We start from the raw sequence: 20,240 nt of genomic DNA on the forward strand, positions 1-20,240 counted from the left end.
GACTGTCATTTTCATATAATAACAGAGTACTCTATATCACAGAGTATATGGATTGGCAATGCTCGATTTGCGGTGACAATTGAAATCCTTACCTTGTGCGCGAACCCAAAAAGGCCGATTCGATCGCCCGAGATGACCGCAGCCGAAACCCTGATCAACGCGCCCGAATTTACCGTCTCTGAACTGTCCTCCGCGCTGAAGCGGACGGTGGAGGACGCCTATGGGCATGTGCGGGTGCGCGGCGAGATCTCCGGCTTTCGCGGGCCGCACTCCTCCGGGCATTGCTATTTCGCGCTGAAGGACGAGAGCGCCAAGATCGAAGCGGTGATCTGGAAAGGCGTCCACGGCCGGATGCGCTTCAAGCCGCAGGAAGGCCTCGAGGTCATCGCCACCGGCAAGCTCACGACCTATCCCGGCTCGTCGAAATACCAGATCGTGATCGAGGCGATCGAGCCGGCCGGTATCGGCGCGCTGATGGCGCTGATGGAAGAGCGCAAGCGCAAGCTCGGTGCCGAGGGCCTGTTCGACGAGGCGCGCAAGCAGCTATTGCCCTGGCTGCCGGAAGTGATCGGCGTCGTCACCTCGCCCACCGGCGCAGTGATCCGCGACATCCTGCATCGGCTGGAAGATCGCTTTCCGCGCCGCGTGCTGGTGTGGCCGGTGCGGGTGCAGGGCGAAGGCTCGGCCGAACAGATTGCGGCCGCGATCCGCGGCTTCAATGCGCTGCCCGAGCAGGGCAGGATTCCGCGGCCCGATGTTCTGATCGTCGCGCGCGGCGGTGGTTCGCTGGAGGATCTCTGGTCGTTCAACGAGGAGATCGTGGTCCGCGCCGCCGCCGACAGCATGATTCCACTGATCTCCGCGGTCGGACACGAGACCGATATCACGCTGATCGATTTCGCCGCCGACAAGCGCGCGCCGACACCGACGGCCGCCGCCGAAATGGCGGTGCCGGTGCGCAGCGAATTGTTCGTCGAGGTCTCGACGCTGGCGCGACGCGTCGTGATTTGCTGGCAACGCAGCCAGGAAAGCCGCCGCAACGAGTTGCGTGCCGCGGCGCGCGCGCTTCCTGCGGCCGGCGAATTGCTCGCGATCCCGCGCCAGCGGCTCGATGGCGCCGCAAGCGCCCTGCCCCGCGCCCTGAAAGCCAATACCCACGCCCATTTCCGCCGCTTCGCCGCCAGCAGCGCACGCCTCACCGTGCGGGTGCTGCGCGGGCAAGTCGCACAGGCCAGGCAGCGGCTGACAGTATCCGGCGAGCGCATGATGCACTCGGCGCGATCGCTGCTGCGAATTCGCAGGGACCGCTATGCGGGGATAGAGATCCGGCTGAAGGCCTCAAAACTCTCCAACGCCAAGGCGCAGCGCCAGGCCATCGCGCGTGACCGCGAACGGGCGCTGCGTCTGGCCGAGCGTGCGCGCCGTGCGCTTGCAACCGCCATGCAGCGCCAACAAGCGCGTGTCGTGCATTCCGGCCAGCTGCTGGCCGCGCTGTCGTATCGCAGCGTGCTGGCACGCGGCTTCGCGCTGGTGCGTGATGAGCAAGGAGCAGCCCTGCACGCCGCCGCAGAGGTCGGACCGGGCGCGTATCTCTCGATCGAATTTGCCGACGGACGTGTTGGCGCCACGGCGGACGCGGATCGGGCCGCGGCGCTCCCCGCCAAGCCTGTTGCGAGCGAACCCAAGCCGGCCGCGCCCAGGCGCGCCGTCAAACCGGTTGGCCAGGGCAGCCTGTTCTAGAAACCGCTTATCTCGCCAGCCATTCGGCGACGCGCTTCTGCGAGTCGGTGCGCGCCTCGGGATCGGTGCCGAGATGGCCGCGTTCGGGCGCAGCAGCGTCCGAGGTTCCGGCCAGCGCGTGAATCGGAAAATTCGCGCGGTCGAAATCATGATAGGCGCCGGGATAGACCACGATATGCACCAGTGCGCTGCGCCCGCGCGCGCCGTCGATCATCTGGCGGCAGGCCGGCGGCGAACTGACATCATCCTTGGCGCCGATCAGCACCAGCGTCGGCACGCGGGCGCTCCAGCCAAGGCCAGCCGAGATGCGGCAGTCCGGATAAAACGCGATCGCCGAGCGGAAATCCGGCTCGACGCTGCGTGACGAGAGTTGCGGACGCACCGCCCACAACAGCGCGCTCGCGCCATTGGCCCATCCCAACAGGCTGATGCGATCATGTGCGGCCCAAGGCTGCTGCACCAGCCATTGCCGGGATGCCAGGATATCCGCCACCCGTTCGCGGCGGGCGAGCACATGACGTTCCTTGACGCGGCATTGCGGACCGAGTTCGCGCGAACCATAGCTGTCCGGCAGCAGCACGGCTTTGCCCGCCTTCAGCAATTGCTCGGCCCAATCGCGATAGCGCGGCAGCACCGGCTCGGAACGGCCGGCCAATCCGCCGCAGCCATGCAGCGCGATGACAGCAGGAAACGGGCCGTCGCCATCGGGCTTATAGAGCTGCGCGTGCAGCACCTCATTGCCCGAGGGAATGTCGACCTCATGCGGTGAAGGCAACGGCGCCGCCTGCACGGCAGAAGCCACGGCGAATAGCGTCAGGAATGTGACTGCTGACAGAAGGCGCATTCGGGTTTGCCGGGCCATTATGGTGCTGGAAATACAGCGCTCCATCGCAAAACGGTACCATGTGCCAAGTCGGCAATTCATCACAAATCGGTGGGTTTGACGGGCGGACATCAAGACCTATTTATGATAGAGTTACATTGTTTAACATTCAGTCCGGTCCGAACGACCGGGGGCTAATCGGAGTTCAACGGTGCTGAATAAATTCGGCCCTTCGGGTCACGGCGAAGCGCAGGTCCAGTATCTCGATGGCGACTTCCGGGTGATCTCGCCGGGAACCTATGTGCGTTGCGCGGTGACCGACGCACGGATTCCGCTCGACGAGTTGAAATACTGGAGCGTCGATCTGCAAGAGGCGTACGCCATCCCGAGCGCGGTGTTGCAGCGGCACTATCCCGGCGCCCTGAAGGCGTAGGGTTAAAGTGGATCATGATCCGACCGGATCTGGTCGGGTGATGGCCAACAAGTATTCGGCAAGATCGTCGTTTGGTTTTTGATGCAACGTCTGCTGCTTCGTGCCAGGGCCCGACTTCGCGATGCGACCAGGCCGCTGGGCCAGGCCGCGGTGGGGGCATTAACGATCGGAATACTGCGTGCCGCGCGCTATTTCGATCCGATCAAGACCGCCAACCTGTTCGGCCGGATCGCGCGCTCGATCGGGCCCATGATGCGGGAGCAAAAGATAGGTCGTGCCAATCTGACCGCCGCCTTCCCGGAGAAATCGCCCGAAGAGATCGAGGCCATTCTCGCAGGCGTCTGGGACAATCTCGGTCGCGTCGGCGCCGAATTCGCGCATATCGATCATATCTGGGAGCACGATCCCGCGCGTTCCGAGGATAGCCGGATCGAAATCGATACGCGCTCCTACGAATTGTTCACGCAGCTGCGGCTCGACGGCAAACCGGCGCTGATCTTTGCAAGCCATCTCGCCAACTGGGAACTTCCGGCGCTGGCTGCCGTCGTGCACGGGCTGGACACCGCGATTCTGTATCGCCGGCCCAACATCGCGTCGGCCGACCGTATCATCCAGGATATGCGCGCCGTAAAAATGGGCACGCTGATTCCGGCTGGCCGTGACGCGCCCTTAAAACTTGCGGAGGCCCTGAAAAACGGTCAGCACGTCGGGATGCTGGTCGACCAGTATCTGACCAACGGTGTCGAGGTTACTTTCTTCGGCCGCAAGACCAGGGCCAATCCGACGCTGGCCCGGCTGCTGCGGCAGATCGAGTGCCCAGTTCATGGCGTACGCATCGTCCGCCTCCCCGGAGACCGCTTTCGTGGCGAACTGTCGGAAGAAGTGAAGCCGCTCCGCGACGCCACCGGGCAAATCGACATTCAGGGAACGATGCAGGCGGTCACGTCGGTGATCGAGGGCTGGATCCGCGAATATCCCGATCAGTGGCTGTGGCTACACCGCCGCTGGCGGTAAACGCTCCACCTCGTAGCCCGGACGAGCAAAGCGGATGATCCAGTATTCCGCGAAGCGATCCATCAACCGCCCGAAGGTGATTCGCCAAGCAACGATCGGAGCAATAGCGGACCTTGCCGTTTATTCGACTGCATCTTTATGGGTTCACAGCCGAAACTTGCTCGTCACTTGGGTTATTATTGCCCGTGGCCTTCACCGGACGAGCGCGAGCAGACGACTCCGTGGCCCTCACCTGAGGCACACCGTCCAGCTCGGCAATGCGGCGGTCAATCTCACTGATCACGCGCTTCGAGAACGGCCCGAGGTGCAGATACAGCGCCATCAGCATCACGATGTAACGCAGCGCGCCTGGATTGGTCTTAGCGACTTCGACGAAGACCTTCCAGAACGGCTCGCGAACCTCCGGAAGCGCCCGCATGATCTGGTGTACGCTGTCGATGCCGCCAAGCCTCTTGCGCATGTCGCCATCTGGCAGGTCGCGACGGCGGCCAGAGCGGTCGAACATGACGGCAAGCCGAGACAGCCGTCCCGCGTATGCCGTCGGGCTGAACACGTGCCCGAGCACGGCCTTGTAATCCTCAAGGATGTCACGAAGCGGACGCTTGGTGTCGAAATTGCAGCCGAGCGTGCATTGGTCGCCCGCTTGCTCGACCTTCATGAGGTCATGGCCCTGGTGCAGGCGGCCCTCCTTGGCTAGCCGCCGCGTCAGCTGTGTGCCAGGCAGCGCATAGAGTAGTCCAACCATGCAAACCGGAATGTTCGTCTCCTCGATGAAGTCGATCATCGCCTGTCCCATCGAAACCTTCTCGGTATCGAACCCGACGATGAAACCGGCGGTAACGAACATGCCGTAGTGGTAAATCTTGTGGATGCACTCTGCGATGTTGCGCCGGGTATTCTGCTTCTTCTTCATCTGCACGAGCGTCTCTGGATCCGGGCTCTCGATGCCGACGAAAATCGCGAAGAAGTTCGCGTCCTTCATCGCCTGCAACAGCTCGTCGTCATCTGCGATATTGATCGAGGCTTCGGTCGAGAACTCGAACGGATAGTCGCGCTCTTGCAGCCAGTCTTTCAGCCGCGGCAGTAGCGTGCGGAGGTTTTTCTTGTTGCCGATGAAATTGTCGTCGACGAAATCGACGTGCCCGCGATAACCGTGATCGTAGAGCGCTTGCAGCTCGGCGAGAATCTGATCGTTGGTCTTGGTGCGCGGCACGCGACCATACAGCTCGATAATATCGCAGAACTCACAGGTGAATGGGCAGCCACGCGAATATTGCACGCCGATGAAGAGATAGTGATCGAACTTAATCAGATCGTAGCGGGGCATCGGGCTTAGCGTCACGTCGATCTTGAATTTCTCGGCGATGAACACGCCCTTGCGCTCGCCGCTTTCCCAGGCGGCGATGAAGTGCTCGATGATTTGCTCGGCCTCGCCGATCACCTGGAAGTCCGCGTCCGCGTAAAGATGCGGGCTGGAAGAAACGTCAGGCCCGCCGACACAGACCGGCTTGCCGTGCAGGTGCGCGAGATCGATCAGGTAGATGAAATCGGGCTGCTGATTGAGCATGCCGCCGATCATCACGAGATCGGCCCAGTCGAGGTCCGCGTCCGTTAAAGGCTCGGTGTTACGGTTGACGAGACGGATGTCCCAATGCTTCGGCAGCATGGCGGCGACGGTGATCAAGCCTAGTGGCGCGGCCGGATACTTCGCGCCGACCAGTTCGCAAGCTTCCGTATAATTCCAGAACGAGTTCGGAATGAACTTCGGATAAACCATTAGCACACGGCAGGGAACCGTCATGTGACTCTCCGGAGGTTCGTGGCAGAGTGTCACGCAGTTTGTCGGGACTCAAGGGTTCCCTTCGAGGGAGCGTCCCCAACAGTTCAACCTAGTCGTCCCGCCGAAACTTCTTCTGACGGGCCTGAAACAACCGGTCCGTCACGAATTTCCGCAACTGCGCGCCGTCCTCGAATTCAAGCGTCACCGCGAACGCCAAAATGTCGCGGGCCCGATCGGAAACCTCCGCGCCGCCACGCAGCCGCACCAGATCCTTTTCCGTCGTCACCAATATCAAGCCGTCGCGCTCCGCTTCCGCGATCAATGTTCCGATCTCGCCGGGCGAAAACGGGTGATGATCGGCGAAAACGCGCTCCCGGACCACTTCGATCCCGCAACCGCGCAGCGTCCTGAAAAACCTGTGGGGATCGCCGATGCCGGCAAAGGCCAGCACGCGTTTGCCGACGAGCAAAGCTACGGAGGCCGCATCCGGCTGCAAATGCGCGCGCAGCACAGGCTTGGCTTGCGCCGCGACGGCGGCCGCCACCGCGCGAGCCGCGGTTCCATCGCCGATGACGATCAGCGCATCGGTGCGGGCGAGTTGCGGCGACAATGGCGCACGCAAGGGCCCGGCAGGAAATACCCGGCCATTGCCGAGGCCACGATCGCCGTCGATCACGATCAGCGATGCATCCTTGGCGACCGCAGGGTTCTGAAACCCATCGTCCATCAGAATCACGCTGGCGCCCTGCGAGCGCGCCAACGCGATGCCGCCAACGCGATCACGCGCCACGACCACGGGAACCGTCATCGCCAGCATCAGCGGCTCGTCACCGACATCGCCCGCGACATGCCGTTCGGGATCGACCTTGACCGGGCCCTGCAATCGGCCGCCATAGCCGCGGCTGAGCACCACCGGCCTCTCGCCGAGATCGCGCAGCAGCTTCGTCAGTGCCAGCACCGTCGGGGTCTTGCCGGCGCCACCGGCGTGATAGTTACCGACGCAGAGGACGGGGACGCCGGCGTCGAAACCTTGGCGCTGCAAACGAGCCGCTGCGACCAGGCCGTAGATCGCGCCCAGCGGCGTCAATACATGCGATACCCATGATGATGGCCGGTACCAGAAGTCCGGCTCACGCACTGGCCGCTCCCGCTTCGAGCCGCAGCTGCAACAGATATGGCTCGAGCGCCACGAGCGTGCGCTCCAGCGCACCGCCGAGCTGTTCGACCACGCGCTCGGAGGCTGCAACCAACGTCTCGCGCGCCACCGGGTCGTCCAATAGCTGGCCGAGCTGCTCCACCAGCGCCTCCTGCGTATCGGCTTGCCGGGCGCCACCTGCGCTGTCGAGCGCATCATAGACGTCGGTGAAATTGAAAACATGAGGGCCATGAACGATCGACGCGCCGAGCTTGATCGCCTCGATCGGGTTCTGCCCGCCATGACGAACCAGCGAGCCCCCCATGAACACGATCGGCGCCAAGCGGTAGAACAGCCCCAACTCGCCCATGGTATCGGCGACATAGATATCGGTCGTCGCGATCGGCAAGTCTCCGTGCGAGCGTAAAGCCACGTGCAAGCCGGAGGCTTCGATGGTGCGGGCGATCGCCTCGCCACGATCCGGATGACGCGGCACGATCACGCTCAGCAGCGATGGAAAGTACCCTGCAAGCGTCCGATGCACTTCGAGCAGGATCTCTTCTTCGCCGGGATGCGTCGAGGCCGCGACGATGATCGGACGTCCGCGCGTCACCGACATCAGCCGCTCCAGCTTCGCCATGTCGGCAGGCGGCGCCGGAACATCGAGTTTCAGATTGCCTGTGGTGAGAACGTTGCGGCAGCCCAGTGCGGCGAAGCGCTGTGCATCGGCCCGCGATTGGGCCAGGCAAATATCGAACTTGCCGAGCAAGGCCGAAATCGTGGCCGACACCCGCTGCCAGCGCGGGAACGAGCGATGCGACATCCGGCCGTTGATCAGGACCATCGGCAGACGCCGCGCCGCACTCGACAGGATGAGATTGGGCCACAGATCCGACTCGATGAAGAGCGCCAGCGAAGGCCGCCAGTGATCGAGAAACCGCGCGACATAACGCGGGGAATCGTACGGCACGTATTGATGGATGATATCGGCGGGAAAACGCTTGGCGACGATCGCCGCCGAGGTCACGGTGCCCGACGTCAGAAGGATCCGGATATTGAGTGCGCGCAGCCTTTCGATCAGGGCCGCCGCCGCCAGCACCTCGCCGACGCTGGCGCCGTGAATCCAGACCAGCGGTCCGTTCGGCCGAACCCCTCCACTCTTGCCGCGGCGCTCACTGACTCGGGCGGGATCCTCCTTGCCCTGTTTCAGCCGCCGCTGGATCAGCACCGGCGCCAACGGCACCGCCGCCGCGGACAACCTCTGGTAGAGACGCAACGTCATCGGCAACGAACTAGCCATGACCCGCCTCTTCCGGACGGCCTATCTGCACATAGGCCCGGCGGGTCGCCTCGTTCAAAACCGATTCGACATGGGCGCGGATTTTTTCCATGGCCCCGGCATCGGCGTCCGGCGGCACCCAGATCGTTTCGATACCCACCAAAGCACCTCGCCCGAACGGCAGATTGATAGTGGTACGATCCCAGTTTTTCAGGCGGATGAAACGACTGGTCGCCATCGCAAAGGGCATGATCGGCCGTCCCGATTCCCGCGCCAGCATGATGATGCCAAGGCCCACGACGCGCGAACGCTTCGGCACGTCGGCGGTCAGTGCGACGTTATAGCCGTCTTCCAGCGCGCGTACCATTTCCTTGAACGCTCCGACGCCGCCCTTGCGGTGAAACGCCGACCCGTGATCGCCAGAGCCACGGATGGTGCCGATGCCGAGCCGTTCGGCGGCGATCGCGTTGAATTCGCCGTCGCGGTGCCGGGAAATCAGCACCTTGGCGCGGTAGCTCTCCTTGTTCTTGATGAACGGCGTCAGGAAATGCTGGCCATGCCAGAACGCGAAAATCGCCGGCATGTCCGGTTCGACCCGCGGGTAGACGTCAACCGGCTCGAAACTGAATTTGTTGGTTATCCAGACCAGCCGCAGATATTCAGCCGTGAGTAAACCCACAGCACGCTGAAGCCAGCTGCTGCGCAGCACGTTACGAAGCAGTTTTTTCAATGGCCGGGCTTTGTGTCTTGACCCGGATCGAGCAGCCGGTGGAGGTGGACCACGAAATAGCGCATCTGGGCGTTATCGACGGTCTGCTGGGCCTTCGCCTTCCAGGCCGCAAGGGCCGAGGCGTAATTCGGGAATACGCCGACGATGTCCACCTGATCGAGATCCTTGAACGTGACGTGCTCTAGATCGGTCAATTCGCCGCCGATCACGAGATGAAGCAATTGCGGCTGGACACTATCTGGCATGATTCGTTTTCCTAACGTGATGCCCGGCAAGCAAGGTTTCCGAGGCGCGACGAGAGCGCTCAGGGCAACGGACGATTGCGGAAATGCTCGACAATGCTTGCATGACGGTCACGCCCCGCTGCCACCAACACCCCGTGTGTCACCTCACGGCGATTATAGAGTATGGTGTCCCCCGAAAGCGCGGTCATGTTACCATTCGCTTGCTGTACGATCAAATTGGCCGCGGCGAGGTCCCAGTCGCGGCTTTGGCCTCCGGCGAACGCCGCATCGAGCCGTCCTTCCGCGACCCGGCACAGCCGCAGCGCCAGCGATCCAATTCTGGGATAAAGGGTAATTTCGTCAGGCCCCCGGCTCAGCCGCTGCACCAGCGGCTTGGGACCGGCCACCCGGGAAAAATCCAGTTCGGTCCCCAACGTCGCGTGAACCGGCACATCGTTGCGCGTGGCGCCGCTTCCACTCGCGGCGAAGAAAAACTCATCGCTGACTGGCGCGAACACGGCCGCAAGCACGGGCGATTCGTCTTCGACCAGCGCCACGCTCACGCACCAGTCCTCGCGGCCGGCGAGATAACTGCGGGTGCCATCGATCGGATCGACGATCCAGACCAGACGCTTGCCCAGGCGCGCCTCGTCATCGGCGCTTTCTTCCGACAGCCAGCCGTAATCCGGCGTGGCGGACCGCAATTTGCTCTCGATCAGATCATTGACCGCGATATCGGCCTCGGACACCGGAGACGACGTGCCCTTGGTCCAGTTTTTCAGTTCGGTACGGAACATCGAGAGCGCCAGCGCGCCGGCCTCCCGCACGGTCGCAACCAGCAGCGCAGCGTCGCGCGACAGGGTATCGCGGGATAAAACCTGATTGCGAACGCCGCCGGCGCTAGCGTCCGCCAAGCGTCAATCCCTCGATGCGCAGCGTCGGGGCGTTGACGCCGTAACGAAACTCCAGATCGTTGGCCGGCACCAGCGACTTGAAGATCTCAAGCAAGTGGCCCGCGATCGTCACCTCGCTCACCGGATAGGTGATCTTGCCGTTCTCGATCCAGAAACCGGAAGCCCCGCGGCTGTAGTCGCCCGTCACGCCGTTGACGCCGGAGCCGATCAGGTCGGTAACGTAAAAGCCCTGCTTGATGTCCGAGATCAACTCCGCCGGCGTAACCTCGCCCGCTTCGAGGTGAAGGTTATACGATCCCGGCGACGGCGAGGACGATACGCCGCGATGGGCGTGCCCGGTGGTCACCAGCCCGAGCTCGCGTGCGGTCGCCGAATCCAGCAACCACGATGTCAGCACGCCCTCGTCGATGATAGCCAGTTTCTTGACCTTGACGCCCTCGGCGTCGAACGATTGCGAACGCAATCCGCGCACCCGCAAGGGATCGTCGATGATGCGGATGTTCTTCGCGAATAATTGTTCGCCGAGACGGTCCTTGAGGAAGCTGGTCTTGCGCGCAATCGAGGCGCCGTTCACCGCACCGACGAGATGGCCGACGATCGATCCGGAAACGCGGGGGTCGAACACGACAGGCACCTTGCAGGTTTCGACCTTGCGCGGATTGGCGCGCGCCACCGTACGCTCGCCCGCGGTGCGGCCGACGCTTTCGGCCGATGCAAGATCGGAAGCGTGCGGCGCAGCCGTATAGTCATAGTCGCGCTCCATGCCGGTGCCGTCACCCGATATCGCGGTCATCGAGATGCTCTGGCTCGAGCGCAGATAGGAACCGTGAAAACCGGTGCTGGTCACCAGCACCATGCCGCCGATTCCGGTGGAGGCCGACGCACCGCCCGACTTGGTCACGCCCTTGACGGCGAGGCCAGCCGCTTCGGCTTCGCACGCGCGACGTTCGAGCTCCGACGTTGAGGGAACCTGCGGGTCCAGCAAATCGAGATCGGGGAAATCCTTCGCCAGCAGCGCCGGATCGGCAAGACCGGCATATTTGTCATCGGGCGCGACACGCGCCATCGCAACCGCCCGCTCTGCAAGCCTGGCGACGCCATCGCCGCTGACGTCGTTGGTCGACACCACCGCCTGGCGCCGTCCCACCAGCACGCGCAGCCCGACATCGTCGCCTTCCGAGCGCTCGGATTCCTCGACGCGCCCGTCGCGCACCTCGACACCCTGGGCGACCCCACGCACCGCTACCGCGTCAGCGGCATCGGCGCCTGCACGCCTCGCCGCCTCGACCAGGCGCTGTGCCAGCGTACTCAGCGCAGACTGATCGAACAGGCCGGAAGCATCGGCAGCGGAGGAAAGCGGCGACGCAGATGATGGTGAAGAGATCACGAATGAAATCCCAGGAATTGAAAGAGGATTGAAGATGGACCGAAGAGGGCTCGATGCAAACCGGCTGACCCATGAGATGTGCCCGATTCACACGGACTTCAAGCATTTTCGCAAGCCAAAACATAAGATTTTCGATTGCTCGGCAAGGTCTCGTCAATCATGCGTGCCAAGGTCTTGTCAATCATGCGGGCGAGTGACTTCCGATTAACCAGCCTTTTTAAGCCGAAACGGACATGGCTGTGGCAAGCTCTCATCCATCGACCGGGAACATAATTCCGGCGGGGAGACAAAGCCGTGAGGCGTCAAACAGCAACAAGCGGGATCAATCCCGCCGGGTCGAGCCGCGCCTTGCGGCTCGACCCTCTCTCTTTACCCGTCAGCTTCGACGTGCACGACACGCGCGCCGACGGCGGCGTACGGCAAATCGAACTTCACCGCGAACGCGTCGTGTTGCGCCGTGCCCTTCACGGCATGCGGATGGCGGTCAACGTCCGCGTCAGCGATTTTCTCGGCGTTGCACTGCGCGGCATCGACGACGCGCAGATGCTGGTTCTGGCTCACCGCGATCCTTCATTGACCATTCCGCTTTGCGTCAGCTCCGACCGCGACGAGATCACGCTCGCATGGCAGATGTGGAGCGACATCTTCGCGCTTCCACAATTGCCCGAAGACAAGGCAAGGGAGCCAGCCGCGAGGCGCCGTCGCCACAATGCGATCCGGGCGCGGCGTCCGAAGTTTCTGGTACGGCGGCGCCGCGGCGACTTGCTCAATCCAGCGAATCTTCATCAGGGCGAACGCGAGATCATCGCGAGGGATTAGCCACTCGTCTCCGGTTATTGCCGCAAGGTGGGCACCGCTGCGCTGGCCCGCCCTACATGCCTGCTCGCATCACCGCATCGACCAGCAGTGCCGCAAACAACAATAACCCGGCATCGCGGTTGGATTTGAAGACGCGCAGGCACAACACGGGATCGCTGATCTGGAGGCGCCAGATTTGCCAGACGAGATGCACCGCAAACGCGGCGAGCCCGATCCATGCCGGCCAATGTGCGCCGGCTAACGACAGCGCGATGCCGATCAAGACCACGGCCAGTCCATAAAACACCACCAGCGCCGGGCGCGTGCGCGCGCCGAACAGACGTGCGGTCGATTTGATTCCGATCAGCGCGTCATCCTCGGCGTCCTGGTGCGCATAGATGGTGTCGTAGCCGATCACCCACGCAATCGAACCAGCGTAAAGCCAAAGTGCGGCCGCGTCGATCCGTCCAAGCGTCACCGCAAATCCCATCAGCGCGCCCCATGAGAACGCCAACCCGAGCACGATCTGCGGCCACCAGGTAATCCGCTTCATGAACGGGTAGATCGCAACGATGACGAGCGAGGCGATACCTGTCGCCACCGCAAAGCGGTTGAATTGCAAAAGCACCACAAGGCCGATCAACGCCTGCACGACCAGAAAGGCTGCCGCCTGCGCCACGCTCACCTGCCCGGCCGGTATCGGCCGCGATCGCGTCCGCTCGACCAAGGCATCGAGGTTGCGATCGGTGATGTCGTTCCAGGTGCAGCCGGCGCCACGCATGACAAAGGAGCCGACGAAGAACAGCGCGACGACAACAGGCAATTGGCTGATGGAATGGGCGACGCCGGCGGCCAACGCCGCCGACCACCAGCACGGCATCAGCAACAGCCAGGATCCGATCGGTCGGTCGAAGCGGGCGAGCCGCAGATAAGGCCGCAACCAGGATGGCGCGCGGGTATCGACCCAATTGCCGGTCGAGTCAGCAACGCGGGCGGCTGCGCCGCTCATCTGACGCTAGCACCGCATTTCGATTTGAAGTTCCTGATATGAACATGCCGCAACCGGCGCAGGGACCTCGAGCCGGCGATACCCATCATCGCGTCAGCACGTTGCCGCTCAGCGTATCGAAGGTGCTGCCGCCTTTTTTCTTGCCCGTGGCCTCTGGCAGCGCCGCGGCCGAACCCAGCACATCGCTCAAGCTCGGGCCGACCGGTCCCCTTTGCTGCGCCTGCTGTGCGGCATCGCAGACCTTCTTCAGCATCATCTCAGTGTTCTTGTGGCCGCCCTTCAGCTGTTCGGAGATCTGCGCTGGAATTCCGCATTTCGATGCGTTGGCCTCGACATATTTGATCATCTTGACTTCGGCCTCGCCGAAATTTCTGATCAGCGTGCAGGCTTCCACGGGAGACGCGTGCCGGTCGCTGGCAGCCTTGATCAGCTTGCCGCGTTTCTCGGCGTCTTCACGCAGCGGAAGGAATTGCTTCATGCAATTGTCCTGCCCACCGCCTTGCGAGGGCGGAGCCGGCGGCCGCTCCAATCCCGCGCCGGTGAGCGGGGCAGCCCCGTTGACCGGAAACGAACTCATCGAGGGGGAGGCGCCAACGGAGGCGGTCGGGGCCGCGCCGTTCACTGGCGGAAATGCCGGATCGCTCCTCCGGACAGATTGACCCGGCACCGGCGGAAAGGCCGGATCGTTCGCCAGTGGAGCAGCCTGATTCGGCAGCGGCGCCGGAAAGGCGCTCTGCGCAAAAACCTGACCGGCGTGAGCGGTAAAGACGGCCAAGGTAAGCGGCACTATCATGCGGCGGATGGTCAAAGCGGTTCCTCCGGCAAGGTCCAATAATCCCCTTTCGTCTTCCGGCGGAAGAGCGATTTCCGATGGGGAATTTACGATTGCTGGCGGTCCATAACAAGGCTGCGGAATTTGGCAACAGCGCGGCGTAGGGCCGCGCGTGCCAATCAATAATTGCCCCTGATTCTCATCCTTTCGGGTAAAACGCAACGCCGTTTGGAAGATGACCCATGCCTCAATTCGATTTTCGCGCGCCCCGTCTGTTCATCGATACTCCCCTCGAATCGGGCCAAATGGTCGAGCTTGAGCGGAATCAGAGCAATTATCTCGGCAATGTGCTGCGGCTCGCCGCTGGTGAAACAATTCTGGTGTTCAATGGGCGCGACGGCGAATGGCAGGCGTCGATCGCGGGGCGCAAGCGGCCTGACAGCCTCAATATCGTCGCCCGGACCCGGCCCCAGGATCGCCTGCCGGACCTCGCTTACGTCTTTGCGCCCTTAAAGCATGCCCGGCTCGACTACATGGTGCAGAAAGCTGTCGAGATGGGCGCCTCGTCGCTGCAGCCGGTTCTGACCCGCTTCACCCAGGTTTCAAGGGTTAACGGCGAGCGGATGCGCGCCAATGTGATCGAGGCTGCCGAACAATGCGGTATTCTCAGCATATCGACTGTCATGGAACCCGTTACGCTCGATGGCTATTTGGGCCAGCGCGCGGCCGCGCGGCTGCTGGTGTTCTGCGACGAGGCCGCAGACGTCGCAGATCCATTACAAGCGCTCCGCGATGGACAGACAGGCCCGGGCGGGATCGACGTTCTGATCGGCCCCGAGGGCGGGTTTTCCGAGGATGAACGCGCTATTTTGCTGCGGCAGCCGCGCATCCTGCGGCTGTCACTGGGACCGCGGGTGCTGCGGGCCGATACCGCCGGGGTTGCCGCACTTGCCCTGGTGCAGGCTGCGCTTGGCGACTGGGCCGGATCCAGCCCCTGAATAAGGTCGGTTGCCCCTATTTGGCGCATCATTAAGGCATCCGGCCGATCCCTGTCGAAACCCCGCCCGGGCCATGCTAAGGGCAGCGCCAGATAAGCCCTGAACCCCGTTTTGGGATAATTGGACGTTAAAATGACCTCGACCACCGCCGGATCCGCCGCATGGGCGGACGCGCTGCTGCTGTCGTTTGCGCAGGCCGGCTACGTGCGCGCCGAGCCGGCGATGCTGCAGCCGGCCGAGCCGTTCCTCGACCTCTCGGGCGAGGACATTCGCAAAAGCCTGTACCTGACCACCGATGCCGGCGGCGAAGAGCTGTGCTTGCGGCCCGATCTCACCATTCCGGTGGCGCGGGATTATCTCGTCTCCAGCCGGGCCGGCCAGCCGGCAGGCTTCAGCTATCTCGGACCGGTGTTTCGCTATCGCGACGGCCGGCCGAGCGAATTCTTGCAGGCCGGCATCGAATCATTCGGACGGCAGGACCGCGCCGCAGCCGACGCCGAGATGCTTGCACTGGCCCTGGAGGCGACGGCCGCGTTCGGATTGACCGAAGTGGAAATTCGCACCGGCGATGTCGCGCTGTTCATTGCGCTGATCGATGCGCTGGATCTCTATCCGGTCTGGCGGCGGCGGCTGATCAAGGATTTCAACCGCAAGATCAGTCTCGAGCAGGATCTCGAGCGGCTCACGCACGCGACCCGCTCCAGCCGCAACGAGTATGAAGGCGTGCTTGCCGCGCTCGCAGGTTCCGACCGCAAGGCGGCGCTGGCGCTGGTGACCGACCTGATGTCGATCGCCGGCACCACGAATGTCGGCGGACGCACCGTTGCCGAGATCGCCGACCGCTTCCTCGAACAGTCGACCTTGAAGGGCGGCGCGCTGCCGCGCGACGCACTCAATCTGATCAAGCGCTTCCTGGCTATCTCGGGCGACCCCGACGAGGCGATTGCGCAGTTGCGTGCACTGGCCGCTGACACCAAACTCGACATCGCAGCCGCGATCGATCAGTTCGAAAGCCGCGTCGGCTTCATGGCCGCACGCGGCATCGATACCAGCATGACGCGCTTTTCCACGTCATTCGGTCGTGGCCTCGATTATTACACCGGCTTCGAGTTCGAACTGCACAGCAAGGGCGATGGGGTCGAGCCGCTGGCAGCGGGCGGGCGTTACGATGGGCTCATGACGCAACTCGGCTCCGCCACTGCGATCCCCGCGGTCGGATTCTCGATCTGGGTCGAAACCTTGACCAAACTGGGTAAACCGATCGCAAGCGGGAGCAGATCATGACGGCGCCATTCGTTCTGGCGGTACCGTCCAAGGGCCGCCTGCAGGAAAATGCCGAAGCGTTTTTCGCACGCGCCGGACTTGGGCTGGCGAAACCGCGCGGCGCCCGCGACTATCGCGGCACCATCAACGGGGTCGACAATGTCGAGATCGCTTATCTGTCGGCGAGCGAGATCGCCTCGCAGCTCGCGCGCGGCATGGTGCATCTCGGCGTCACCGGAGAAGATCTGGTGCGCGAAAGCATCGCGGATGCCGACCGGCGCGTTCTGTTGATCGACAGCCTCGGCTTTGGCAGCGCCAATGTGGTGGTCGCGGTGCCGCAAGCCTGGATCGACGTCCGCACCATGGCCGATCTCGACGACGTCACCACGGGATTCCGCGAGCAGCATAACCGGCGGATGCGGGTTGCGACCAAATATATCAACCTCACCCGGCGATTCTTCGCATCCCACGGTGTCGTCGATTACCGCATCGTCGAAAGTGCCGGTGCGACGGAGGGAGCGCCGGCGGTCGGAACGGCCGAGATGATCGTCGACATTACGACGACGGGGGCGACGCTTGCCGCCAATGGCCTCAAGGTGCTCGACGACGGCGTGATCCTGCGCAGCCACGCCAACCTCGTCGCCTCGCGGGAGGCCGACTGGTCGAACGAGGCGCGCGAGACCGCGCGCGTCATCCTCGATCACATCGCCGCACGTGCGCGCGCCAGCAAATACCGGGAAGTCCGCACCCGCTTTGCGGCGTGCAATGCCGCGCTGCTGACTGAAGCGCATAACCGCTTCGGCGTGGTCTCGCCATTCGGCGGCCCGACATCGTCGGGAATGCTGACGCTGCACTGCCCGCCGGCACAGCTCTATGCGCTCGGCAGCTTTCTGCGCGCGCACGGCGCCGACACGGTTTCGGTGGCGTCGCTGGATTATGTGCTCGACCGCGACAATCCCCTGTTCGCCAAGCTTGAGGCATTCTTGCGGCAGTAAGGCGCAAGCCTTGGGCGCATCCCTGTGGCGACAAGCCGCGGCGATTGCCATATGCTGTTTTTCGATGGTTGAGACCTGATCGATGATGCTTGGTACGGATGTTTCTGGTCTGTCCACCACTGCGGCCAATGCTGCGGTGCAAGGACTATCGATCGTCGTGCCCTTGTATAACGAGGCGACGGGTTTAGCCGCTCTGCACGCGCGGCTGGGCGAGCTGGCAAAAAAGCTAAAAGAGAAATACGGCCTCGTTTGCGAGGTTGTTTATGTCGATGACGGCAGCGCCGACGCCACGCTCGGCATCGCACGTGGACTCAGCGCCGACGCGCTCGATGTTCAGGTGGTGTCGCTGTCCCGTAATTTCGGCAAGGAAGCAGCCCTGATGGCCGGGCTGGATCATGCCAAGCGCGGCGCCGTTCTGTTCATGGACGGCGACGGCCAGCATCCGCCGGATCTGGTCGAGAAGCTCGTCGGTCACTGGATCGATGACGGCTATGACGTGGTCTATACCGCGAAAGCGCATCGCGACAATGAATCGTTTCTCCGGCGCCTCGCCGTGCACGGCTTCTACTCGCTGATCAATTGGGGCGCGCGGCAGAAAATCCCGGAGGATGCCGGCGACTTTCGTCTGTTGTCGCCGCGTGCCGCAGCCGCGTTGCGGCAGCTTCCCGAGCGCAACCGTTTCTTCAAGGGCCTCGCTAGCTGGATCGGTTTTCGCCAGATCCGCGTCGATTACGAACCCGCGGCCCGCGCCCATGGCGTCACCACGTTCAGCGCCGGCCGGCTGCTCGGGCTTTCGATCGAAGGCCTGACATCTTTCTCGGTCGCGCCGCTGCGTCTGGCCAGCCTGCTCGGTGCAGTGCTCGCGACGGTGGCCTTCCTGTTCGGACTATCCATTCTCTGGGAAACCTGGACGACCGGAAAGTCCGTCCCCGGTTATCCCTCGCTGGTGATCGGGCTGATGACGATCGGCGGCGTGCAGCTCATCATGATCGGTATTGTCGGCGAATATATCGGCAAGATTCTTTCGGAGCTGAAGGCGCGCCCGATCTACTTCGTGGCCGAGCACGTTGAGAAACGGGCCGAGGCGGAGAAAAGTATCAACGCCGACGAAAGGTCCGCGGCCGAATGAACGACGCCGCGACGCCGCGACGTATCTGGCTGTGCGCCGACGATTACGGCATAAGTCCCGGCGTCAACCGCGCCATTCGCGACCTGATCGAACGCGGCCGCCTCAATGCGACATCGGTCATGGTGATCGGCCCGGCGATCGGCCGCGACGAAGTCAATTCGCTGCAGACCGCGGCCGCAAGCCATCCGCGCTGCGCCATCGGCTTGCATGCGACATTGACGGCGCCGTTTCGGCCCCTGACCATGCACTTCAAGCCGATCGACGGCGGTCTGTTCCTGCCCTTCCCAAAACTGCTGCGCGCGGGCCTGCTGCGGCGGCTCGATCCCGAAATCATCTATGCCGAGTTGAGGGTGCAACTCGCCACTTTCAAGGAATTGTTCGGCCGTGCGCCTGACTTCGTCGACGGTCACCAGCATGCGCAGCTATTTCCCCAGGTGCGTGATGCTTTTTTGACGGCGGTGAGAGAAGCCGCGCCTGGCGCCTGGGTGCGCCAATGTGGACGTCCTCAGCCACTGACGCGGCGGCTTGGCACGCCGAAGGCGATGGTGCTCGATATTCTCAGCGCACAATTCCGAAAGCGCGCCTCGCGCGCCGGCATCGCGTTCAATCCCGGATTTGCCGGCGCCTACGATTTCGCGCGGCAGTCCGATTTCGGCACGCTGATGGGCGAATTTCTCGATGGGCTGCCTGAAGGCGGCCTCATCATGTGTCATCCCGGATTCGTCGACGACACGCTTGTCAGCCTTGACCCCCTGACCGGCCAGCGCGAACGCGAATATGCGTTCCTCGCCGGAGCGCATTTTCCGCCTTTGCTGGCGGCGAATAAAGTTACATTGGCCTGATATCGCTCAGGAAACCTGGCCGTTTTGTCGCATACAGAAATTTAATCCGGCCCAGCACTATTTGCGACGCAAAACTCCCCTACATCTTGCGCGCGTCCTACAACGAGGGAGAACGCCATGACACCGCAAGAACGCCAATTGATCGACGATCTTTTCGACCGGCTTTCGAAGTTGGAGGGCACGCCACGCGATCCGAATGCCACGGCCGCCATTGCGCAGGGCCTGCGTATCGCGCCCAATGCCGTCTACGCGCTGGTGCAGACGGTGCTGGTTCAGGACGAAGCGCTCAAGCGCGCCAACAGTCGCATTCAGGAACTGGAAGCCGGCGGCGCGCCGGAACAGAATCAATCCGGCGGCTTTCTCGATTCGATGCGCGATGCGATTTTCGGCCAGAACCAGTCACACGGTTCGGTGCCGAACGTACCGCCACCCGGCGCGGCCAACCGCCCGGTCTGGAACAGTGGCCAGGTGCTGCCGCAGGCGCAGTCGCCGGGGCATTACGATCAGGGCCCGTACAATAATCAGAGCCAGTATGGGCAACCTTATGGGTCTCCCCAAGGTCCGGCCGGCGGCCCGATCGGCGGAGGTGGCGGTTCGTTTCTCGGAACGGCAGCGGCTGCGGCCGCCGGCGTGGTCGGCGGATCGCTGCTGCTCAACAGCATCCGCTCGATGATGGGCGGCAGCCACCAGAGCTTCGGCGATACCGCCGTACTCGGAGACAGAGCCACAAGCCAAAATCCCTGGAGCGATCAATCCGGCAGCAACCTCGCGCGCGACGCCGGCATCAACGACGTGGCCTCATCGCAAGATCGCAACGATGACAGCTCGCGCACCGGATTGTTCGATTCGGCGTCAAACGATCAAGACGATGACGATCGCGACGACATGGATCTTGATTCGGATAATTTCGGCAACGACGGCGACAACGACTACGCCTGATGAATTCCGTCGGCCTAAAATAAAAACGGCCGCTCG

At 63.0% G+C, this 20,240-nt stretch carries 20 protein-coding genes; 10 read left to right on the plus strand and 10 right to left on the minus strand.

The window, feature by feature from the left end:
* Window positions 1–132: 132 nt before the first annotated feature.
* Window positions 133–1,740, plus strand: coding sequence for an exodeoxyribonuclease VII large subunit (gene xseA, locus BLV09_RS17940; RefSeq protein WP_146688290.1), 1,608 nt, complete (start codon window positions 133–135; stop codon window positions 1,738–1,740).
* Between the two features lie 7 nt (window positions 1,741–1,747).
* Here the strand turns inward: xseA and BLV09_RS17945 are convergent, their stop codons facing one another.
* Window positions 1,748–2,584 (minus strand): dienelactone hydrolase family protein, encoded by an 837-nt coding sequence (locus tag BLV09_RS17945; protein WP_146688291.1) that lies wholly within the window; start codon window positions 2,582–2,584, stop codon window positions 1,748–1,750.
* A gap of 190 nt (window positions 2,585–2,774) precedes the next feature.
* Here BLV09_RS17945 and BLV09_RS17950 point away from each other — a divergent pair, with 190 nt between their 5' ends.
* Window positions 2,775–2,996 carry a DUF2093 domain-containing protein gene (locus tag BLV09_RS17950; RefSeq protein WP_100383724.1) on the plus strand — a complete coding sequence of 74 codons (222 nt, stop codon included), beginning with the start codon at window positions 2,775–2,777 and terminating at the stop codon, window positions 2,994–2,996.
* An 81-nt stretch (window positions 2,997–3,077) separates the two neighbouring features.
* Window positions 3,078–4,010 (plus strand): lipid A biosynthesis lauroyl acyltransferase, encoded by a 933-nt coding sequence (locus BLV09_RS17955; RefSeq protein WP_146688292.1) that lies wholly within the window; start codon window positions 3,078–3,080, stop codon window positions 4,008–4,010.
* A gap of 136 nt (window positions 4,011–4,146) precedes the next feature.
* On the opposite strand, the gene BLV09_RS17960 is transcribed toward BLV09_RS17955, so the two are convergent.
* The 7 genes from BLV09_RS17960 to BLV09_RS17990 form a co-directional block, all read right to left on the minus strand.
* Entirely contained in the window at window positions 4,147–5,811 is a 1,665-nt protein-coding gene (locus tag BLV09_RS17960; RefSeq protein ID WP_244549138.1) for a B12-binding domain-containing radical SAM protein, read from the minus strand.
* An 88-nt stretch (window positions 5,812–5,899) separates the two neighbouring features.
* Window positions 5,900–6,928: a tetraacyldisaccharide 4'-kinase gene (lpxK, locus tag BLV09_RS17965; RefSeq protein ID WP_146688293.1), complete on the minus strand. Its 1,029-nt coding sequence runs from the start codon at window positions 6,926–6,928 to the stop codon at window positions 5,900–5,902.
* The gene (locus tag BLV09_RS17970; RefSeq protein ID WP_146688294.1) at window positions 6,921–8,225 is read right to left on the minus strand and encodes a 3-deoxy-D-manno-octulosonic acid transferase; all 1,305 of its coding nucleotides are present in this window, start codon (window positions 8,223–8,225) and stop codon (window positions 6,921–6,923) included. Before BLV09_RS17970 ends, lpxK begins: the two co-directional genes overlap by 8 nt.
* Window positions 8,218–8,934, minus strand: a complete 717-nt coding sequence (locus tag BLV09_RS17975; RefSeq protein WP_100383728.1) for a lysophospholipid acyltransferase family protein — start codon at window positions 8,932–8,934, stop codon at window positions 8,218–8,220. Before BLV09_RS17975 ends, BLV09_RS17970 begins: the two co-directional genes overlap by 8 nt.
* Window positions 8,931–9,179 carry a DUF4170 domain-containing protein gene (locus BLV09_RS17980; RefSeq protein ID WP_100383729.1) on the minus strand — a complete coding sequence of 83 codons (249 nt, stop codon included), beginning with the start codon at window positions 9,177–9,179 and terminating at the stop codon, window positions 8,931–8,933. The genes BLV09_RS17975 and BLV09_RS17980 overlap by 4 nt, the downstream gene beginning before the upstream one ends.
* A gap of 59 nt (window positions 9,180–9,238) precedes the next feature.
* On the minus strand, window positions 9,239–10,072 hold the full coding sequence (locus BLV09_RS17985) for a 3'(2'),5'-bisphosphate nucleotidase CysQ (protein ID WP_244549139.1): 834 nt from the start codon (window positions 10,070–10,072) through the stop codon (window positions 9,239–9,241).
* A complete protein-coding gene (locus tag BLV09_RS17990; RefSeq protein ID WP_167558776.1) occupies window positions 10,059–11,459 on the minus strand; it encodes a TldD/PmbA family protein in 1,401 nt (466 codons plus the stop codon). Before BLV09_RS17990 ends, BLV09_RS17985 begins: the two co-directional genes overlap by 14 nt.
* Window positions 11,460–11,753: 294 nt before the next feature.
* Between BLV09_RS17990 and BLV09_RS17995 the strand changes: the two genes are divergently transcribed.
* Complete coding sequence (locus BLV09_RS17995) at window positions 11,754–12,278, plus strand: DUF6101 family protein (protein WP_100383731.1); 525 nt, start codon at window positions 11,754–11,756, stop codon at window positions 12,276–12,278.
* 52 nt (window positions 12,279–12,330) lie between these two features.
* Here BLV09_RS17995 and ubiA read toward each other — a convergent pair whose 3' ends face one another.
* Both ubiA and BLV09_RS18005 read right to left on the minus strand, forming a co-directional pair.
* Entirely contained in the window at window positions 12,331–13,266 is a 936-nt protein-coding gene (gene ubiA / locus BLV09_RS18000) for a 4-hydroxybenzoate octaprenyltransferase (RefSeq protein WP_146688296.1), read from the minus strand.
* Between the two features lie 85 nt (window positions 13,267–13,351).
* Window positions 13,352–14,059, minus strand: coding sequence for a hypothetical protein (locus BLV09_RS18005; RefSeq protein WP_100387150.1), 708 nt, complete (start codon window positions 14,057–14,059; stop codon window positions 13,352–13,354).
* Window positions 14,060–14,280: 221 nt separating this feature from the next.
* Here BLV09_RS18005 and BLV09_RS18010 point away from each other — a divergent pair, with 221 nt between their 5' ends.
* The 6 genes from BLV09_RS18010 (at window position 14,281) to BLV09_RS18035 (ending at window position 20,204) form a co-directional block, all read left to right on the plus strand.
* The gene (locus BLV09_RS18010) at window positions 14,281–15,036 is read left to right on the plus strand and encodes a 16S rRNA (uracil(1498)-N(3))-methyltransferase (protein WP_146688297.1); all 756 of its coding nucleotides are present in this window, start codon (window positions 14,281–14,283) and stop codon (window positions 15,034–15,036) included.
* 132 nt (window positions 15,037–15,168) lie between these two features.
* Window positions 15,169–16,320 (plus strand): ATP phosphoribosyltransferase regulatory subunit, encoded by a 1,152-nt coding sequence (locus BLV09_RS18015; RefSeq protein WP_146688298.1) that lies wholly within the window; start codon window positions 15,169–15,171, stop codon window positions 16,318–16,320.
* Window positions 16,317–17,294, plus strand: coding sequence for an ATP phosphoribosyltransferase (gene hisG, locus BLV09_RS18020; protein WP_100383735.1), 978 nt, complete (start codon window positions 16,317–16,319; stop codon window positions 17,292–17,294). The genes BLV09_RS18015 and hisG overlap by 4 nt, the downstream gene beginning before the upstream one ends.
* A gap of 82 nt (window positions 17,295–17,376) precedes the next feature.
* Window positions 17,377–18,423: a glycosyltransferase family 2 protein gene (locus tag BLV09_RS18025; protein WP_146688299.1), complete on the plus strand. Its 1,047-nt coding sequence runs from the start codon at window positions 17,377–17,379 to the stop codon at window positions 18,421–18,423.
* Entirely contained in the window at window positions 18,420–19,265 is an 846-nt protein-coding gene (locus BLV09_RS18030) for a ChbG/HpnK family deacetylase (RefSeq protein WP_146688300.1), read from the plus strand. Before BLV09_RS18025 ends, BLV09_RS18030 begins: the two co-directional genes overlap by 4 nt.
* A 117-nt stretch (window positions 19,266–19,382) precedes the next feature.
* The gene (locus BLV09_RS18035) at window positions 19,383–20,204 is read left to right on the plus strand and encodes a DUF2076 domain-containing protein (RefSeq protein ID WP_146688301.1); all 822 of its coding nucleotides are present in this window, start codon (window positions 19,383–19,385) and stop codon (window positions 20,202–20,204) included.
* The last annotated feature ends 36 nt before the right edge of the window (window positions 20,205–20,240 follow it).

The sequence above is a fragment of the Bradyrhizobium canariense genome (assembly GCF_900105125.1).
Classification (GTDB): Bacteria; Pseudomonadota; Alphaproteobacteria; order Rhizobiales; family Xanthobacteraceae; genus Bradyrhizobium; species Bradyrhizobium canariense_A.

Bases quoted from the DNA above. Each gene is read 5' to 3' on its own strand.
- BLV09_RS17945 (WP_146688291.1), bottom strand. From the start codon at position 2,584: ATGCGCCTTCTGTCAGCAGTCACATTCCTGACGCTATTCGCCGTGGCT.
- BLV09_RS18005 (WP_100387150.1), bottom strand. From the start codon at position 14,059: ATGATAGTGCCGCTTACCTTGGCCGTCTTTACCGCTCACGCCGGTCAG.
- xseA (WP_146688290.1), top strand. From the start codon at position 133: ATGACCGCAGCCGAAACCCTGATCAACGCGCCCGAATTTACCGTCTCT.
- BLV09_RS18015 (WP_146688298.1), top strand. From the start codon at position 15,169: ATGACCTCGACCACCGCCGGATCCGCCGCATGGGCGGACGCGCTGCTG.
- BLV09_RS17970 (WP_146688294.1), bottom strand. From the start codon at position 8,225: ATGGCTAGTTCGTTGCCGATGACGTTGCGTCTCTACCAGAGGTTGTCC.
- BLV09_RS17955 (WP_146688292.1), top strand. From the start codon at position 3,078: ATGCAACGTCTGCTGCTTCGTGCCAGGGCCCGACTTCGCGATGCGACC.
- BLV09_RS17960 (WP_244549138.1), bottom strand. From the start codon at position 5,811: ATGACGGTTCCCTGCCGTGTGCTAATGGTTTATCCGAAGTTCATTCCG.
- hisG (WP_100383735.1), top strand. From the start codon at position 16,317: ATGACGGCGCCATTCGTTCTGGCGGTACCGTCCAAGGGCCGCCTGCAG.
- BLV09_RS18010 (WP_146688297.1), top strand. From the start codon at position 14,281: ATGCCTCAATTCGATTTTCGCGCGCCCCGTCTGTTCATCGATACTCCC.
- BLV09_RS18035 (WP_146688301.1), top strand. From the start codon at position 19,383: ATGACACCGCAAGAACGCCAATTGATCGACGATCTTTTCGACCGGCTT.
- BLV09_RS17980 (WP_100383729.1), bottom strand. From the start codon at position 9,179: ATGCCAGATAGTGTCCAGCCGCAATTGCTTCATCTCGTGATCGGCGGC.
- ubiA (WP_146688296.1), bottom strand. From the start codon at position 13,266: ATGAGCGGCGCAGCCGCCCGCGTTGCTGACTCGACCGGCAATTGGGTC.
- BLV09_RS18030 (WP_146688300.1), top strand. From the start codon at position 18,420: ATGAACGACGCCGCGACGCCGCGACGTATCTGGCTGTGCGCCGACGAT.
- BLV09_RS18025 (WP_146688299.1), top strand. From the start codon at position 17,377: ATGATGCTTGGTACGGATGTTTCTGGTCTGTCCACCACTGCGGCCAAT.